The sequence below is a fragment of the Kitasatospora herbaricolor genome, assembly GCF_030813695.1.
Taxonomy (GTDB): domain Bacteria; phylum Actinomycetota; class Actinomycetes; order Streptomycetales; family Streptomycetaceae; genus Kitasatospora; species Kitasatospora herbaricolor.
Genome location: NZ_JAUSVA010000002.1, coordinates 6,581,178 through 6,596,367 on the forward strand (window position 1 = coordinate 6,581,178; position 15,190 = coordinate 6,596,367).

11 protein-coding genes are annotated in these 15,190 nt (G+C 74.0%); 8 read left to right on the forward strand and 3 right to left on the reverse strand.

Translation table 11 applies throughout. From position 1 onward, the window contains the following. Entirely contained in the window at positions 1-1,194 is a 1,194-nt protein-coding gene (locus J2S46_RS28915) for an amidohydrolase family protein (RefSeq protein ID WP_307351610.1), read from the forward strand. Positions 1,195-1,295: 101 nt separating this feature from the next. Here the strand turns inward: J2S46_RS28915 and J2S46_RS28920 are convergent, their stop codons facing one another. Next, positions 1,296-2,873: a cellulase family glycosylhydrolase gene (locus J2S46_RS28920; protein WP_370882257.1), complete on the reverse strand. Its 1,578-nt coding sequence runs from the start codon at positions 2,871-2,873 to the stop codon at positions 1,296-1,298. A gap of 317 nt (positions 2,874-3,190) precedes the next feature. On the opposite strand from J2S46_RS28920, the gene J2S46_RS28925 reads away from it, so the two are divergent. Further along, the gene (locus J2S46_RS28925; protein WP_229912674.1) at positions 3,191-6,124 is read left to right on the forward strand and encodes a glycoside hydrolase family 48 protein; all 2,934 of its coding nucleotides are present in this window, start codon (positions 3,191-3,193) and stop codon (positions 6,122-6,124) included. 227 nt (positions 6,125-6,351) lie between these two features. Continuing rightward, a complete protein-coding gene (locus J2S46_RS28930; RefSeq protein WP_191289842.1) occupies positions 6,352-7,842 on the forward strand; it encodes a S8 family peptidase in 1,491 nt (496 codons plus the stop codon). A gap of 171 nt (positions 7,843-8,013) precedes the next feature. Here J2S46_RS28930 and J2S46_RS28935 read toward each other — a convergent pair whose 3' ends face one another. Both J2S46_RS28935 and J2S46_RS28940 read right to left on the reverse strand, forming a co-directional pair. Next, positions 8,014-8,907, reverse strand: coding sequence for a HipA family kinase (locus tag J2S46_RS28935; RefSeq protein WP_191289841.1), 894 nt, complete (start codon positions 8,905-8,907; stop codon positions 8,014-8,016). A 43-nt stretch (positions 8,908-8,950) separates the two neighbouring features. Continuing rightward, positions 8,951-9,883 (reverse strand): winged helix-turn-helix transcriptional regulator, encoded by a 933-nt coding sequence (locus J2S46_RS28940; RefSeq protein ID WP_229912673.1) that lies wholly within the window; start codon positions 9,881-9,883, stop codon positions 8,951-8,953. 334 nt (positions 9,884-10,217) lie between these two features. Between J2S46_RS28940 and J2S46_RS28945 the strand changes: the two genes are divergently transcribed. From J2S46_RS28945 to J2S46_RS28965, 5 genes are all read left to right on the forward strand, one after another. After that, positions 10,218-11,021, forward strand: coding sequence for an ABC transporter permease (locus J2S46_RS28945; RefSeq protein WP_191289839.1), 804 nt, complete (start codon positions 10,218-10,220; stop codon positions 11,019-11,021). 1 nt (position 11,022) lies between these two features. Next, positions 11,023-12,099 carry an ABC transporter ATP-binding protein gene (locus J2S46_RS28950; RefSeq protein WP_191289838.1) on the forward strand — a complete coding sequence of 359 codons (1,077 nt, stop codon included), beginning with the start codon at positions 11,023-11,025 and terminating at the stop codon, positions 12,097-12,099. Further along, a complete protein-coding gene (locus tag J2S46_RS28955) occupies positions 12,096-13,100 on the forward strand; it encodes an ABC transporter permease (RefSeq protein WP_229912672.1) in 1,005 nt (334 codons plus the stop codon). Before J2S46_RS28950 ends, J2S46_RS28955 begins: the two co-directional genes overlap by 4 nt. 129 nt (positions 13,101-13,229) lie before the next feature. Further along, positions 13,230-13,670, forward strand: coding sequence for an SRPBCC family protein (locus tag J2S46_RS28960; RefSeq protein ID WP_073928796.1), 441 nt, complete (start codon positions 13,230-13,232; stop codon positions 13,668-13,670). A 262-nt stretch (positions 13,671-13,932) separates the two neighbouring features. Beyond that, entirely contained in the window at positions 13,933-15,096 is a 1,164-nt protein-coding gene (locus tag J2S46_RS28965; RefSeq protein WP_191289837.1) for a glycosyltransferase, read from the forward strand. The last annotated feature ends 94 nt before the right edge of the window (positions 15,097-15,190 follow it).

The window sequence follows — 15,190 nt, forward strand, 5'->3', positions numbered from 1 at the left end:
GTGGGCGGTACCGAGGTGGGCGGTAAATGGCCGGGCGGCACCGTGACGGGCGCCGCCGGTGCGGGCGACGACGGACGGGAGGCCGGTCCGCCGGCCCTGGTCGACCACCACTGCCACAGCGTGCTCGACGGCGAGCTGGACGACGACGAACTGGCCGGCCTGCTCACCGAGTCGGACCGCCCGCCGGCCCCCGGCACCTCGCCGCTGGACAGCGCCCTCGGCCTCGCCGTACGCCGCTGGTGCCCGCCCGTGCTCGGCCTGCCCGCGCACGCCCCCGCCGCCGACTACCTGGCCCGCCGTCGTGAACTCGGCGCCGCCGAGGCCACCCGCCTGCTGCTCGCCGCCGCCGGCCTCGACACCTGCCTGGTCGACACCGGACTGCTCGCTGCCGCCGGCCGCCCGCTGCTGCCGTTGCCGGAGTTCGCCACGCTGACCGGCGCGGACGTCCGGGAGGTGGTCCGGCTGGAGGCTCTCGCCGAGGCCCTCGACCCGGCCGCGGCGGCCTGGCCGGGCGCCGTCCGGGTGGCGGTCGGCGCGGCGGTCGAGGGCGGCGCCGTCGCGCTGAAGTCCGTGCTGGCCTACCGGCACGGACTCGACATCCCGGCCGAGCGGCCCACCGACCGCGAGGTGGTGGCGGCGGCCGGGGCCCGGCTGCGGGCCGGCGGCGGCCGGCTCACGGACCCGGTCCTGCTGCGCCATCTGCTCTGGACGGCGCTCGACGCCTGCGCCGGCCCGGGGCTGCCGATCCAGCTGCACACCGGGTTCGGCGACCCGGATCTCACCCTGCACCGGGCCGACCCCGCGCTGCTGGCCGATTTCGTCCGTGCGGCGGAGCCCACCGGTGTCCCGCTGGTGCTGCTGCACGGCTACCCCTACCACCGGCAGGCCGCCTGGCTCGCGCAGGCCTTCCCGCAGGTGTACGCGGACCTCGGGCTGACAGCCTCGTACGTCGGGCCGAGGGTGGCGGGGGTGCTCGGCGAGATGCTGGAGCTGGCGCCGTTCGGCAAGCTGCTGTTCTCCACCGACGGGTACGGCCTGCCCGAACTGCACCTGGTGGGCGCCGCCCAGTTCCGGCACGGCCTGGGGGCGCTGCTGGCGTCCTGGCGGGCGGACGGCGCCTGCTCCGCCGGGGACGTGACCCGGATCGGCCGGCTGCTCTCGGCCGGGAACGCGCGCCGCCTCTACCGGCTCTGAACCCGCGCTCGTCCCTGGGTCGGGCGGGGGCCGCCGGACGGGACGCCGGCGCCGGCCGGGCACGGGAGGCTGCCCCCTCGTGCCCGGCCGGCGCCGCGGGCTCAGCCGATCGCGCGCAAGTGGTCGCGCACGCCGACGCCGAAGTTGGTCGGGGTGCCGTCGAAGTTGCTGATCAGGGACGGGCCGGAGCCGCAGTCCCAGGTGTTCCAGGTCCAGCCGAGGTAGGAGAGCTTCTTGGCGTCGAGCCAGGACATCACCTGGTCGACGAAGCCGTGGGCGCAGTCGTTCTCGCCGATCTCACCGGCCATCAGCGGCACCTGGGCGGCCACCGGCGCCAGGGTGGAGTCGAAGCAGGAGACGGTGGAGCAGGTGTTGAAGTTGTACACGTGGAAGGCGGCGCCGAGGTTGCCGGTCGGGTCGGCCGGCTTGTGGGCGAGCCACTGGCCGAGGTCGTTGGAGTAGGCGAGCCCGCCGAGCAGGATGACGTTCTTCGCGCCGGTCGCGCGCACGGTGTCGACCAGCTTCTGCATGCCGCTGACCGGGTACGAGATGCCGGGGCAGGCGCTGCCGCCGTCGCGCCAGCAGAGCCAGGCCTGCGGGAGCGAGGAGACGGCGCGGTCCGCGTAGGGCTCGTTGAACAGGTCGAAGACGATCGAGGTGTCGCCCTTGAAGGTGTCGGCGACCGACGTCCAGAACGGCACCGCCTCGGCGCCGGGCATCGGCTTCTGGCAGGTGGCGTTCACGTCGGAGCAGCCCGAGGAGTTGCCGGTGTACAGGCCGTGGCTCCAGTGCATCTCGACGATCGGGGTGATGCCGTTGGTGCGCAGGGTGTCGACCCAGGTCTTGATCGCGGCACGGTAGTTGGCGCCGCCGTACTCGGGCTTGACGTTGGACGCGCCGAGCCAGCAGTCCTCGTTGAGCGGGACGCGGACGGCGTTGACCTTCCAACTCTTGATGGCGGCCACCGAGGCGGCGTCCACCGGTCCATCGAAGAAGCCGTAGCCCTGGACGCACATGAACTCGGTGCCGGAGCGGTTGACCCCGTGCAGGGTGACCGTCCGGCCGGCGGCGTCGGCCAGGGTGTTCCCGGCGACGTGCAGGGCCGGCGCGGCGCCGGTGCCGGTGGGCGTGCCGGTGGGTGTGGCGGTGGGGCTGGCGGTCGCGGTCGGCGAAGCCGTGGCGGTGGGCGAGGCGGTGGCGGTCGGTGAAGCGGTGGCGGTCGGCGAGGCGGAGGCCGTCGGGGAGGGGCTGACCGTCCCGGCGCCGGTGCAGGCGAGCCCGTTCACCGCGAACGAGGTGGGGGCCGAATTGACGCCGCTGTAGGCGAAGTTGGCGCCGGCCGTGACCGAGGCGCCCGGGGCGACGACGGCGTTCCAGGACAGGTTGGTGACGCTGACGTTCTTGCCGCTCTGGGCCCAGGTGCCGCTCCAGCCGGTGCCGGAGAGGGTCTGGTTGCCGGTGTAGGCGTACGTCAGCTGCCAGCCGTTGACGGGGGCGGTGCCGAGGTTGTTGACCTTCACGTTGGCGGTGAAGCCGCTGCCCCAGTCGTTGGTCGACCAGTCGACGGTACAGGCGACGGTGGCCGCGGCGGCGCTGCCGGGGCCCACCATGGCGACGGTCGCGGCGACGGCCGCGGCCAGCGCCGATCCCATCGCGAGGGCTTTCCTGCGGACGGACATGGGTTTGCTCCTAGGGGTGCCAAGACAGATCAGATCAAGAATTTTCATGGGCGCGCTCCCACGTCCCGGTGAGGAAGATAGCGACCAGTCATCGGCCTGACAATCCATCTCCCCTTTCTGACTTGGCATTTGTCCACCACATGGGACTTGTCAGGAACGCGTGCGCACCCTCTTGACACCCCTTGCGGGCAGTCCGATTCTTGGGAGCGCTCCCACAGCCGCAAGCGGGAGCGCCCGGCACCCGCCGGGCGCAACGGCTCGCGAACGCAAGGCATGCAAGGCAACGACCCGCTCACCCCCACCCCATGGAGCCCGTCTTGTCACCACCCACCCTGCGCCCCCGCACGCCCGGAAGGCGTCTCACCGGCTCGCTCGGTGTCTCGCTCGCCCTGCTCGCCACCGGCCTGACCACCGCCGTCGGCGCGCCCGCCTCGGCGGCCGCCGTCCAGTGCACGGTCGACTGGACCACCAACGACTGGGGCAGCGGCTTCACCGCCAACGTCGCCGTCAACAACAAGGGCACCGCCGCGATCAGCGGCTGGCAGCTGACCTACGCCTACACCGGCAACCAGACCCTCTCCGGCACCGGCTGGAACGGCACCTGGGCCCAGAGCGGCAAGAACGTCAGCGTCACCAACCTGTCGTACAACGCCACCATCGCGCCAGGCGGTTCGGTCTCGGCCGGCGCCAACTTCGCCTACAGCGGCACCAACGCGGCACCGACCGCGTTCGCGGTCAACGGCACCACCTGCACCGGCGCCCACCAGGCGCCGGTCACCACGCTCACCAGCCCGGCCCCCGGGGCGAGTTACGCCGCCGGGGCGGCGGTGCCGATCGCCGCCACCGTCTCGGCCTCCGACGGCGCGAGCATCAGCCGGGTCGACTTCTACGACAACACCACCCTGCTGGGCAGCGACACCACCGCGCCGTACAGCTTCACCTGGACCGGTGCCGCCGCCGGCAGCCACTCGGTCTACGCCAAGGCGTACGACAGCACCGGTGCGACCGGGGAGTCGGCGCCGGCCGGCATCACGGTGGCGGCCGGCCCGGCCGTCTCCGCGGTGCCGTCCGCCGTGTCCGTGGCCCAGGGCAAGACCGGCACCTTCGCCCTGAAGCTGTCGGCGCAGCCGGCGGCGAACGTCACCGTCACCACCGCCCGCACGGCCGGCAACACCGGGCTGTCGGTCACCGGGGGCGCCACGCTCACCTTCACCCCGGCCGACTGGTCCACCCCGCAGACCGTCACGCTGACCGCCGACGCCACCGGCACCGGCTCGGCGACCTTCACCTCCACGGCCCCCGGCCACACGGCCTCGACCGTCACGGTGACCGAGCTGGCCGCCGCCAGCGGGGTGTACAACGACCGCTTCCTGCAGCTCTACAACAAGATCAAGGACCCGGCGAACGGCTACTTCTCGCCGGAGGGCATCCCGTACCACTCGGTGGAGACCCTGCTGGTGGAGGCGCCGGACCAGGGGCACGAGACCACCTCGGAGGCGTACAGCTACCTGATCTGGCTTGAGGCCCAGTACGGCCGGGTCACCAAGGACTGGACGAAGTTCAACGCGGCGTGGACGCTCATGGAGACGTACATGATCCCCACCCACGCGGACCAGCCCACCAACAGCTTCTACAACGCCGCCAAGCCCGCGACCTACGCCCCCGAGCGTCCGCTGCCGAGCGACTACCCGGCGCAGCTGGACACCTCGGTGACGGCGGGCCAGGACCCCATCGCGGCCGAACTCAGCAGCACCTACGGCACCAGCGACATCTACGGCATGCACTGGCTGCAGGACGTGGACAACGTGTACGGCTACGGCAACGCGCCGGGCAAGTGCGAGGCCGGGCCGACCGACACCGGGCCGTCCTACATCAACACCTACCAGCGCGGCGCGCAGGAGTCGGTCTGGGAGACCGTCCCCCAGCCGACCTGCGACAAGTTCGCCTACGGCGGCAAGAACGGCTACCTGGACCTGTTCGTCAAGGACTCCTCGTACGCCAAGCAGTGGAAGTACACCGACGCGCCGGACGCGGACGCCCGGGCCATCCAGGCCGCCTACTGGGCGGACACCTGGGCCAAGGCGCAGGGCAACGGCGCCACGGTGGCCGGCACGGTCGCCAAGGCCGGCAAGATGGGCGACTACCTGCGCTACGCGATGTACGACAAGTACTTCAAGAAGATCGGCAACTGCGTCGGTCCCAGCGCGTGCGCGGCCGGCTCCGGCAAGGACTCCTCGCACTACCTGCTCTCCTGGTACTACGCCTGGGGCGGGGCGAGCGACACCAACGCCGGCTGGGCCTGGCGGATCGGCGACAGCGCCGCGCACGGCGGCTACCAGAACCCGATGGCGGCCTACGCCCTGGTCAACGACGCCGCGCTGGCGCCCAAGTCGGCCACCGGCAAGACGGACTGGACCACCAGTCTGGGCCGGCAGATGGAGTTCATCCAGTGGCTGCAGTCCAGTGAAGGCGCCATCTCCGGTGGTGCGACCAACAGTTGGGAGGGAAGCTACGCGACCCCGCCGACCGGCACGCCGACCTTCTACGGGATGTACTACGACGAGGCGCCGGTCTACCACGACCCGCCGAGCAACCAGTGGTTCGGGTTCCAGGCCTGGGGCATGGAACGGGTCGCGGAGTACTACTACGCGAGCGGCGACGCCAAGGCCAAGGCCGTGCTCGACAAGTGGGTGAGCTGGGCGCTGTCCAAGACCACCTTCAACGCGGACGGCAGCTACCAGATCCCGTCCACGCTGGCCTGGACCGGCAAGCCGGACAACTGGAACGCGGCCTCGCCGGGCGCCAACACGGGCCTGCACGTGAGCGTCGTGGACTACACCAAGGACGTCGGCGTGGCGGGCTCGTACGCCAAGCTGCTCTCCTACTACGCGGCCAAGTCCGGCAGCGCGGCGGCGAAGACGGCCGCGCAGAAGCTGCTCGACGGCATGTGGGGCAACAGCCAGGACGCGCTGGGCATCGCGGTGCCCGAGACCCGCACGGACTACAGCCGGTTCGCCGACTCCCTGTCGGTGCCGTCCGGCTGGACGGGCACCATGCCCAACGGTGACGCGGTCAACTCCTCGTCCACCTTCCTGTCGATCCGTTCCTGGTACAAGAACGACCCGTCCTTCGCCAAGGTGCAGAGCTACCTGAACGGCGGTCCGGCCCCGGTCTTCACCTACCACCGGTTCTGGGCGCAGGCCGACATCGCGACCGCGATGGCGACCTACGGGGATCTCTTCAACTCCTGACGACAGCGGCCCCCGGGATTCCTGGGAGCACCCGACGGGCCTGTCGGTACGGAGAGTTGGGCGCACGGCCGGGACGATCCGGGCCGTGCGCCCTTCCCATGTGGCCGGAATGTGGTGGGGACGTGTCAACCTCTTGCGGATTGCGACGGCTGTTCACTAACGTCCCGATCATTCCCGTGCACCAGCCAACCAGCAGGTGCATCCGAGTCTCCGGAGGGTCAACCCCTATGAGAGTTCAGCGGATACGCCCGACCCGGCTCGCGGTGGTGGGTCTCACCCTCGCCACGGCCGGCGCACTCGCGCTGCCGGCCGGCGCGGCCGCCGCGGCCACCCCCGCGGCCGCCGGCACGACCGGGCCGCTGATCAGCTACGTGGTCAACACCAAGGCCAACCACGGCCAGGTCCAGAAGGTCGAACAGGCGATCGCCGCCCTCGGCGGCACGGTGGTCCAGTCGTACGAGCAGATCGGCGTGGTGATCGCCCGCTCCACCGACACCCAGTTCGCGGCCAGGCTCCGCCCGGCCAAGGGCGTCGACTCGGTCGGCGCCAGCCGGACGGCGGGCATCCTGCAGAGCGACGTCGAGGCCACCGAGGCCGCCACCGTCCCGGCCGCCGCGCCGGCCGACGGCAGCGAGCCGCTGGAGGCCAACCAGTGGGACATGCGCCAGATCGGCGTGGACAAGGCCCACAAGATCTCGCTCGGCAGCCGTGACGTCACGGTCGGCGTCCTGGACTCCGGCATCGAGGCCACCCACGAGGACCTCGCCGCCAACGTGGACGCCTCGCAGTCGGTCTCCTGCATCGACGGCGGCAGGCCCAACACCGCCTGGCAGGCCTGGCAGCCGACCACCAGCGACCACGGCACGCACGTCGCCGGGACGATCGCGGCCGCCAAGAACGGCAAGGGCATCGTGGGCATCGCCCCGAACGTCCGGCTCGCCTCGGTCAAGGTCGTCGACGACGGCGGGTTCATCTACCCCGAGTACGCGATCTGCGGCTTCGTCTGGGCGGGTGAGCACCACTTCAAGGTGACCAACAACAGCTACTACATCGACCCGTGGCTGTTCAACTGCAAGAACGACCCGGACCAGGCGGCGATCACCACCGCCGTCCGCCGGGCGGTCGCCTTCTCGCAGCGCAACGGCGTGCTCAACGTCGCCGCGGCCGGCAACGAGAACATCGACCTGGCCCACAAGACCGTCGACACCAGCAGCCCGGACGACACCACCCCGGGCACCCGCCCGGTCGACCAGAGCTGCCTCTCGCTGCCGACCGAGCTGCCCGGCGTCATCGTCACCACCTCCGTCGGCGTCAACGGGGAGAAGTCCTACTACTCCAGCTACGGCAAGGGCGTGGCCACCGTCGCCGCCCCCGGCGGCGACGCCCGCTACCAGCTCCCGGACACCCCGGACAAGAACGGCCGGGTACTGTCCACCGTCACCGGCGGCGGCTACGGCTACAAGCAGGGCACGTCGATGGCGTCCCCGCACACCACCGGCGTGGTGGCGCTGCTCGCCAGCACCTTCCCCTGGGCCGACCCGGAGGAGCTGACCGAGCTGCTGCTCAACCAGGCCGAGTCGCACGCCTGCCCGACCGTCCCGTACAACCCGGGCGGCGCCGGTGCCTGGACCGCCACCTGCGAGGGCGGCGAGAACGACAACGGCTTCTACGGGGCCGGCATCATCAACGCCCAGAAGGCGGTCCAGTGGTGGCGCTGACGCGCTGACCGACCACGGGACCCGCCGGGAACGGGCGGGGCGGTGAGCAACAGGGGGAGCCGGTCCGTCGCGGGCCGGCTCCCCCGTACGTGGTCGTACCGGCGGTCTCCGCCGTGCCCGGCGGCCGTACGGCGGCCGGGGTCCGTCGGTCCGGTCCGCCGGCCGGGCCGGTCAGCCGAAGTGGCCCCGGCCGTCGATCTCGACGGCCGGCTGCCCGTGCAGGTCCGGCACCTGCTGCAGCCAGGCGGGCCGGCCCGCCCGGGTGACCGCCGCGCGCCGGGCCTCGGCCGCGCGCTGCTGCTCCGGGGTGGCGAACCCCTCCGGCAGCCAGGCCGCCGAGTCGGCCGCCCGGGCGGAGAGGTGGCCGACGTACGCCTCGCGCAGCTCGGCGGGCGAGCCGAAGCCCGGCTCGTCGGCGAGCCAGGCGTCCGGCACCAGGGCGAGCACCTCGCGCAGCAGGGCGGGGGTGACCAGCGGGGCCAGCTCGGCGTCGGCCCGGGCGACATCGGGTCGGTAGCCGCCGAGGGCGTGGTCGCTGAGGTCGTAGCGCCGGCTCACGCCGGCCGCGGCGCCGGCCCAGCGGTGGTGGAAGACCAGCGCGGCGCCGTTGTCGATCAGCCAGAGCCGGCCGTGCCAGACCATCAGGTTGGGGTTGTGGACCGTCCGGTCGACGTTGGCGGTCAGGGCGTCCAGCCAGACCACCCGGCCGGCCTCGGCGGGGTCGACGTCGATCATGCCGGGCCGGAAGTCGCGGGCGCCGGGGAGCAGATCCATCCCCAGGTTGAGGCCGCCGCTGGAGCGCAGCAGGTCCTGGATCTCGGCATCGGGCTCGTCCGCGCCCACCGCCGGGTCGAAGTCGACCAGCACCAGCGGCGGCACCCGCAGGCCCAGCCGGCGGGCCAGTTCGCCGACGATCACCTCGGCCACCAGCGCCTTGCGGCCCTGCGCGGCGCCGGTGAACTTCACCACGTACGTGCCCAGGTCGTCGGTCTCGACGACGCCGGGGACGGACCCGCCCGCGCGGAGCGGGTCGACATAGCGGACTGCGGTCACCTGATCGAGCACACCGGCCACCATAGCCTGCGGGCCCGGTCCGACCGCGAACGGTTTACCCGGCCGAGGAGGAGGCGGCCGGCGGCCCGGCCGGAAGGGCTGCCGGAGCTTCGCCGGCCACCGCCCGCGCCACCGCGAGGGCCCGGTCGACGGCCGCCGGGATGTCCGCGACCGGGAAGACCACGTGCCGGACCACCCGCTCGCGGTCCACCACCAGGACGGACCGCTTCAGCCGCAGGCCTTGGCCCACGTGGAAGGTGGGCAGCCGCAGCGCCGCCGCCAGCCGGACGTCGGCGTCGGACAGCAGGGCGAACGGCAGGTCCTCCGCGGTGGCGAACGCCCGCTGCTCGTCCGGTCGCTGGGTGCTGACGCCGTGCACGGCCGCGCCGGCCGCCCGGAAGTCCGGGTACGCGTCGCGGAACAGCCGGTTCTCCAGGGTGCAGCCGACCGCGCCCGGGACGGCGTTCCACTCCGCGGGCAGCGGGGCGGGCCGGCCGGTCGCCGGGTAGCAGAACAGCACCGTGACGGCCGCCGCCGGGTCGACCGGGTCCAGCTCGATGCCGGTGTGCGCGGGCAGGGTGAGCGCCGGCAGCCGGGTGCCGGGCAGGGCGAGCATCCGGGCCGCCTCGGCGCTGTCCGGCGCGGCGGAGCCGGAGAGCGTGCCGTCGCCGAGCAGCCAGCGGTCGGCCCAGTCCTGCATGGTGACCAGGACCGGGAGCAGTCCGCGCCCGGCCTCGGTCAGCCGGTACTCGTAGCGGACCGGGCCCCGCTGGTAGGGCACCCGCTCCAGGACGCCGCTCTCGCCGAGGTGGACCAGCCGTTCGGTGAGCACCTTGCGGGAGATGCCGAGCTCGTGCTGGAGGTCGTCGAAGCGCAGCCGGCCGCGGGCCACCTCGCGGACCACCAGGATGCTCCACCAGTCGCCGATCACGGCCGCGGACTGGGCGATCGCGCAGTCCGCGTCGCGTTCGGGCACTGCTCTGGGCACGGCCGCTCCTCCTTCGCGGGCCGGTGGCTTCGGGCCGGCCCCTCCCCGGCCGGTGCCTTCTCCGGCCCGCTCGTCCGCGGGCCGGCGCGGCGCCGGCGGGCTCCCCATCCTCGCACCGGGCTTGCGAGTTTCAAAAGGGAACTAGTAAGTTCCCAATCGGAACTCATGGCGCCCGCCGGGGCACGCCCGCCGCCACGCCCGCCGCCACCCGTCGAGCGCCCCGGGCGCCTGCGGCCGTGAAACCGTCCGCCCCGACGGCCCCACCGTCCCGACCGCCCCGCCCCGACGGCCCCACCGTCCCGACCGCCCCGCCCTGACATCCGGAAGGAGCCGCATGCCCGTCGCCTGGGCGACCCTGCGCCGCACCTGGACCATGACCAGCCGGGCCTACCCCTGGTCCTACGCCGTCGGCTGCCTGCTGACCGGCGTCCTCACCATCGGCCTCTCCTACCTCGCGCTGCACGCCATCGGCGGCGGCACGGTGGCCGCCGACTTCACCGCCCGCACCGGCGGCGCCGACTACCTCGGCTACATCGCGATCGGCGCCGGCGCCTTCATGTTCACCGTCCGGCTGCTGCTCTGGAGCAGCAAGGCGCTGATCACCGAACAGCGCCAGGGCACCCTCGGCGCGCTGCTCGTCGCCCCCGCCGGCCGGCTGCCCTACCTGCTGGGCTTCACCGGGTTCGCGCTGGCCAACACCGTGGTGGAGGTGGGCCTGCTCGGCGGCTTCGCGGCCCTGCTCGGCATCACCCTGCCCGCCTGCCAGCCGCTCGCCGCCCTCGCCGGGGTCCTGGCCCTGGCCTTCGCGGTCTTCGCCGTCTCGGTCGTCCTCGGCGCCCTGATGATCGTCGCGGGGGAGGCGCACATCTCGCAGAACACCGTCTTCCTCGCCGTCTCCCTGCTCTGTGGCGTCACCTTCCCCAACAGTTACCTGCCCGCGCCCGCCCGCTGGCTGGCCGAGACCCTGCCGGTCACCTCGGCGATGGACGTGCTGCGCGGCGCCCTCTCGCACGGCGCCGGCCTCGCCGACCTCGCACCGCGGCTCCTCACCTGCCTCGCCCTCGGCGCCGGGTACCTGCTGCTCGGCCTGCTCGTCCTGCCCGGCGCCGAACGCCGTGCCGTCGAACGGAGTTACTGACGTGATCCGCACCCACGACCTCCGCAAGACCTTCCGGGCCCGGGAGAAGGGCCTGTTCGGTCCGCGCCTGGAGAAGACCGCCGTGGACGGCCTCGACCTGCTGATCCCGCCCGGCCGGGTGACCGGTCTGCTGGGCCTCAACGGCGCCGGCAAGACCTCCACCATCAAGATCCTCGCCACCCTGCTGCGCCCCACCTCGGGCACCGTCACCCTGGACGGCCTCGACCTGGTCCAGCACGCCCGGGAGGCCCGCCGCCGGATCAACCTGATCGCCGGCGGCGAGCGGATGGTCTACGGCAAGCTCACCGGTGCCGAGAACCTGCGCTACTTCGGCCGGCTCTACGACGTGCCGACCCCGGTCCTGCGCCGCCGGACCGGTGAACTGCTGGACCTCGTCGGCCTCGGCCACGCCGCCGACGTCCCGGTCGAGCGCTACTCGCGCGGCATGGCCCAGCGGCTGTCGATCGCCCGCGGGCTGGTCAACGACCCCGCGTACCTGCTGCTCGACGAGCCCACCCTCGGCCTGGACGCCCCGATCGCCCGCGACCTGCGCCGGGTCGTCGCCGAGCTCGCCGCCGAGGGCCGGGGCGTCCTGCTCACCTCGCACTACCTGGCCGAGGTCGAGGAGCTCTGCCGGCACGTCTACGTGATCGCCGACGGCCGGCACCTGGCCGAGGGCAGCCCGGCCGAGCTCAAGGCGGCCACCGGCAGCCACCGGGCCGTCCGGGTCACCGTCACCAATCCGTCGCCCGAACTCACCGACCGGATCACCGAGTTCGTCCGCGGGATCGGCACCGAGCCGCAGCTCGCCCCGACCGCGGAGGGGGGCCTGCTGGTGACCGTCCACCACCCCGAGGACATCGCCGGCCCGCTGGCCGGGGCCGTCGTCGGGGCGGGCGGGGCGATCGGCGGCCTGGAGGTCACCGAGGCCAGCCTGGAGGACGCCATCCTCGCGCTCGCCGACGGCGGCGCCGGGCGCGGCCCCGGCCCCGGCCCCGGCCCCGGCCCCGGCCCCGGCCCCGGCCCCGGCCCCGGCCCGGCCGACCGGGCGGGCGCCGGCGCGGAGGTGGCGGCGTGAGCGGGCACTCCCGGGACCCGGGCGCCCTGCCCAGCACCGAGGCCCTGCTGCTGCCGCTCGCCGACCGGCTGCTGCCGCTGCGGCCCGGCGAGCCCGGCCGGCCCGGCGGCCCCGGCCCCGTCCGACCGCCCCGCCGGCCGCGTCCCCTCCGGCCGGCCGCCCGCCGGGCCCGCACCGAACTGCGCCACGCCGGAAAGGTGTTCGCCGCCGAGGCGCTCAAGCAGCACCGGACCATGTTCGGGCAGCCGCTGGTGGTGGCCTCCATGCTGATCTGGCCGCTCCTCCAGCTCGCCGCCACCTACTACACCCTGCACCCGATCGCGGCGGGATCGGCGGCCGCCGCCCGGTGGCCGCTCGCCGCCGACCCGGCGAAGCTGCTCGGCTTCCTCGCCACCGGCGCGCTCGCCTGGGCGTTCTTCTTCTCCCTGGTGCAGTCCGCCTGGAACTTCTCCTACGAGCGGACCACCGGCACCCTCGAACTGCTCTTCCTCTCACCCGCCGGCCGGGTGGTGCTGATGCTCGCCAACGGCGCCGGCGCGCTGCTGCAGAACGCCTGGCTGCTCACCTGCTTCCTCGGCGCGGCCGCCTTCGGCTTCGGCAGCCTCCAGGTGGCCGGCCCCTGGATGTACCCCGTGGTGCTGCTGGCCCTGCTGCTGCCGGCGATGGCCTGGGGCGCGCTGCTCAACAGCCTGATGGTGTTCTCCCGGGACTCCACCTTCGTCTACACCGTGCTGGACGACCCGATGTGGTTCGTCGGCGGTGTCCGGCTGCCGGTGTTCGCGCTGCCCGGCGTGCTCCGGGTGCTCGGCGCGGCGCTGCCGCTGACCGGCAGCCTGGCGGTGGTGCGCGGCGCCCTGCTGGAGCGTCAGGGCCTGGGCGAGCTGGCGCCGGCGCTGGCCCGGCTGGCCGTACTCTGCGTCCTGCTGCTCGCCGGTGCGGTGCTGGCGCTGCGACTGGGGGAGGCCAGGGCGCAGCGGACCGGCGGCCTGCGGCTGGTCTGACCGGGCCCCGGCACCCGGCCGGCCGGCGCCCCAGCCGCCCGGCCGGCCCGGCCGCGCCGGTTTGGTGCCGGGCCGCGCCGGTGGTTGGCTTGCCGGAGATACCGGATTCCAGTCGAGGAGTGCAAGGTCATGGGACAGGTGTACGCCACCACCGAGCGGGTCTACGAGGCTTCCCCCGAGCGGGTGTACGAGGCCCTCGCCGACTACCAGGTGACCCGCCCGAAGCTGCTGCCCGCGCAGTACAGCGAGTACGAGGTGCGGGCGGGCGGCACCGGCGCGGGCACCGAGGTGCACTGGCGGCTGCAGGCCACCGAGAAGCGGGTGCGGGACTGCCTCTTCACCGTCACCTCGCCCAGCCCGGAGAAGCTGGTGGAGAGCGACGCCAACTCCAGCATGGTGATCACCTGGACGGTCTCGGCGGCCGGCGAGGGCCGGGCCAAGGTGACGGTGGAGACCACCTGGCAGGGCGCGGGCGGCATCGGCGGCTTCTTCGAGCGGACCTTCGCCCCGAAGGGCCTCAACCGGATCCACGACCAGGTGCTGGCCGCCCTCGCGGACGAGGTCCGCTGACCAGCGGCTGACGGCCCGGCCGGCCGGTCGGTCGCCCGAGCCCCGGGCCGGCCCGTTCGTCCGGCCCGTTCGTCCGACCGGGGCCGACGGCCGCGGCGACGGACCCGCCCGGCTCCCGGGCACAACCCGCCCGGCGGGCAAGCCCGTTCGAGCGCCCCGGACACCCGTACGGCCGTCGGCGCCGTACGGGTGGAAGCCGTCCCGGGCGGGCGGCGGAGGGGTTCGGCGGCGGTGGCCGGACCCTAGGCTCGCGGCCGTGTCTATGACGATCCTTCACATCGCCCAGCCCGTCGACGGCGGGGTCGCCCGGGTGCTGGTCGACCTGGTCCGCGGCCAGCGCGAGGCGGGCCACCGGGTGCTGGTGGCCTGCCCGGGCGGCGGCCGGCTGGAGCCCGAGGCCGCCGCGGCGGGGGCGCTGGTGCGGGACTGGCCGGCCCGCCGCTCGCCCGGCCCGGCGACCGCGGCCGAGGCCTGGCGGCTGCGCCGGATCGTCCGGGACGCGCAGCCGGACGTGCTCCACCTGCACAGCGCCAAGGCGGGACTGGCCGGCCGGCTGGCCGTCCGGGGGGCGGTACCGACCGTCTTCCAGCCGCACGCCTGGTCGTTCGCGGCGGTGGACGGCCCGCTGGCGGCGGCCACCCTGCGCTGGGAGCGGTACGCGGCCCGCTGGGCGGACCGGGTGCTCTGCGTCAGCGAGCAGGAGCGACGGGACGGCGAGGCCGCCGGGGTCCGGGCGCGCTGGACGGTCGTCCCGAACGGCGTGGACGTACGCCACCACACGCCCGCCGACCGGCGGGCGGCCCGGATGTCGCTGGGCCTGGACCTGGAGGCGCCGCTCGCGGTCTGCGTCGGCCGGCTCTGCCGCCAGAAGGGCCAGGACGTCCTGCTCGCGGCCTGGCCGCAGGTGCTGGCGCGGGTGCCGGCGGCCCGGCTGGCGCTGGTCGGCGGCGGCCCGGACGAGGCCTTGCTGGCCGCCACGGTAAGGGAGTTGGCGGAGCCGTTCCGGGTCAGGGCGGCCGGGGACGTGCCGGATCCGCGCCCCTGGCTGGCGGCGGCCGACCTGGTGGTGCTGCCCTCGCGCTGGGAGGGGATGGCGCTGGCGCCGCTGGAGGCGATGGCGGCCGGCCGGCCCGTCCTGCTGACCGACGTGCCGGGCGCCCGGGAGTGCCTGCCGCCGTCGGAGCGGGCGGGCGGGACGGTGCCGGCGGAGGATCCGCTCGCGCTGGCCACGGGGATCGCGCGGGCGCTGGCGGATCCGATCGAATGCGAACGGCGGGGGGCGGCGGCCCGGGCGCACGTGACGGCGCGCCACGACGTCCGGGCGGTGGTGGAGCAGGTCGAGGAGCTGTACCGGACGGTTGTGCGGGCGGACCGGGCCGGGCGGACAGCCGGGCGCGGCGGGGACCGTGTCCCGGGGCGGATCTGATCGTTCTACCAGCCGTGAATGCTCGCCGCGAAGGTGCTGCCGTATTCGCACCTCAACCGAATAGGACGAGGCTTCAAGTCGGACATTCCTATTA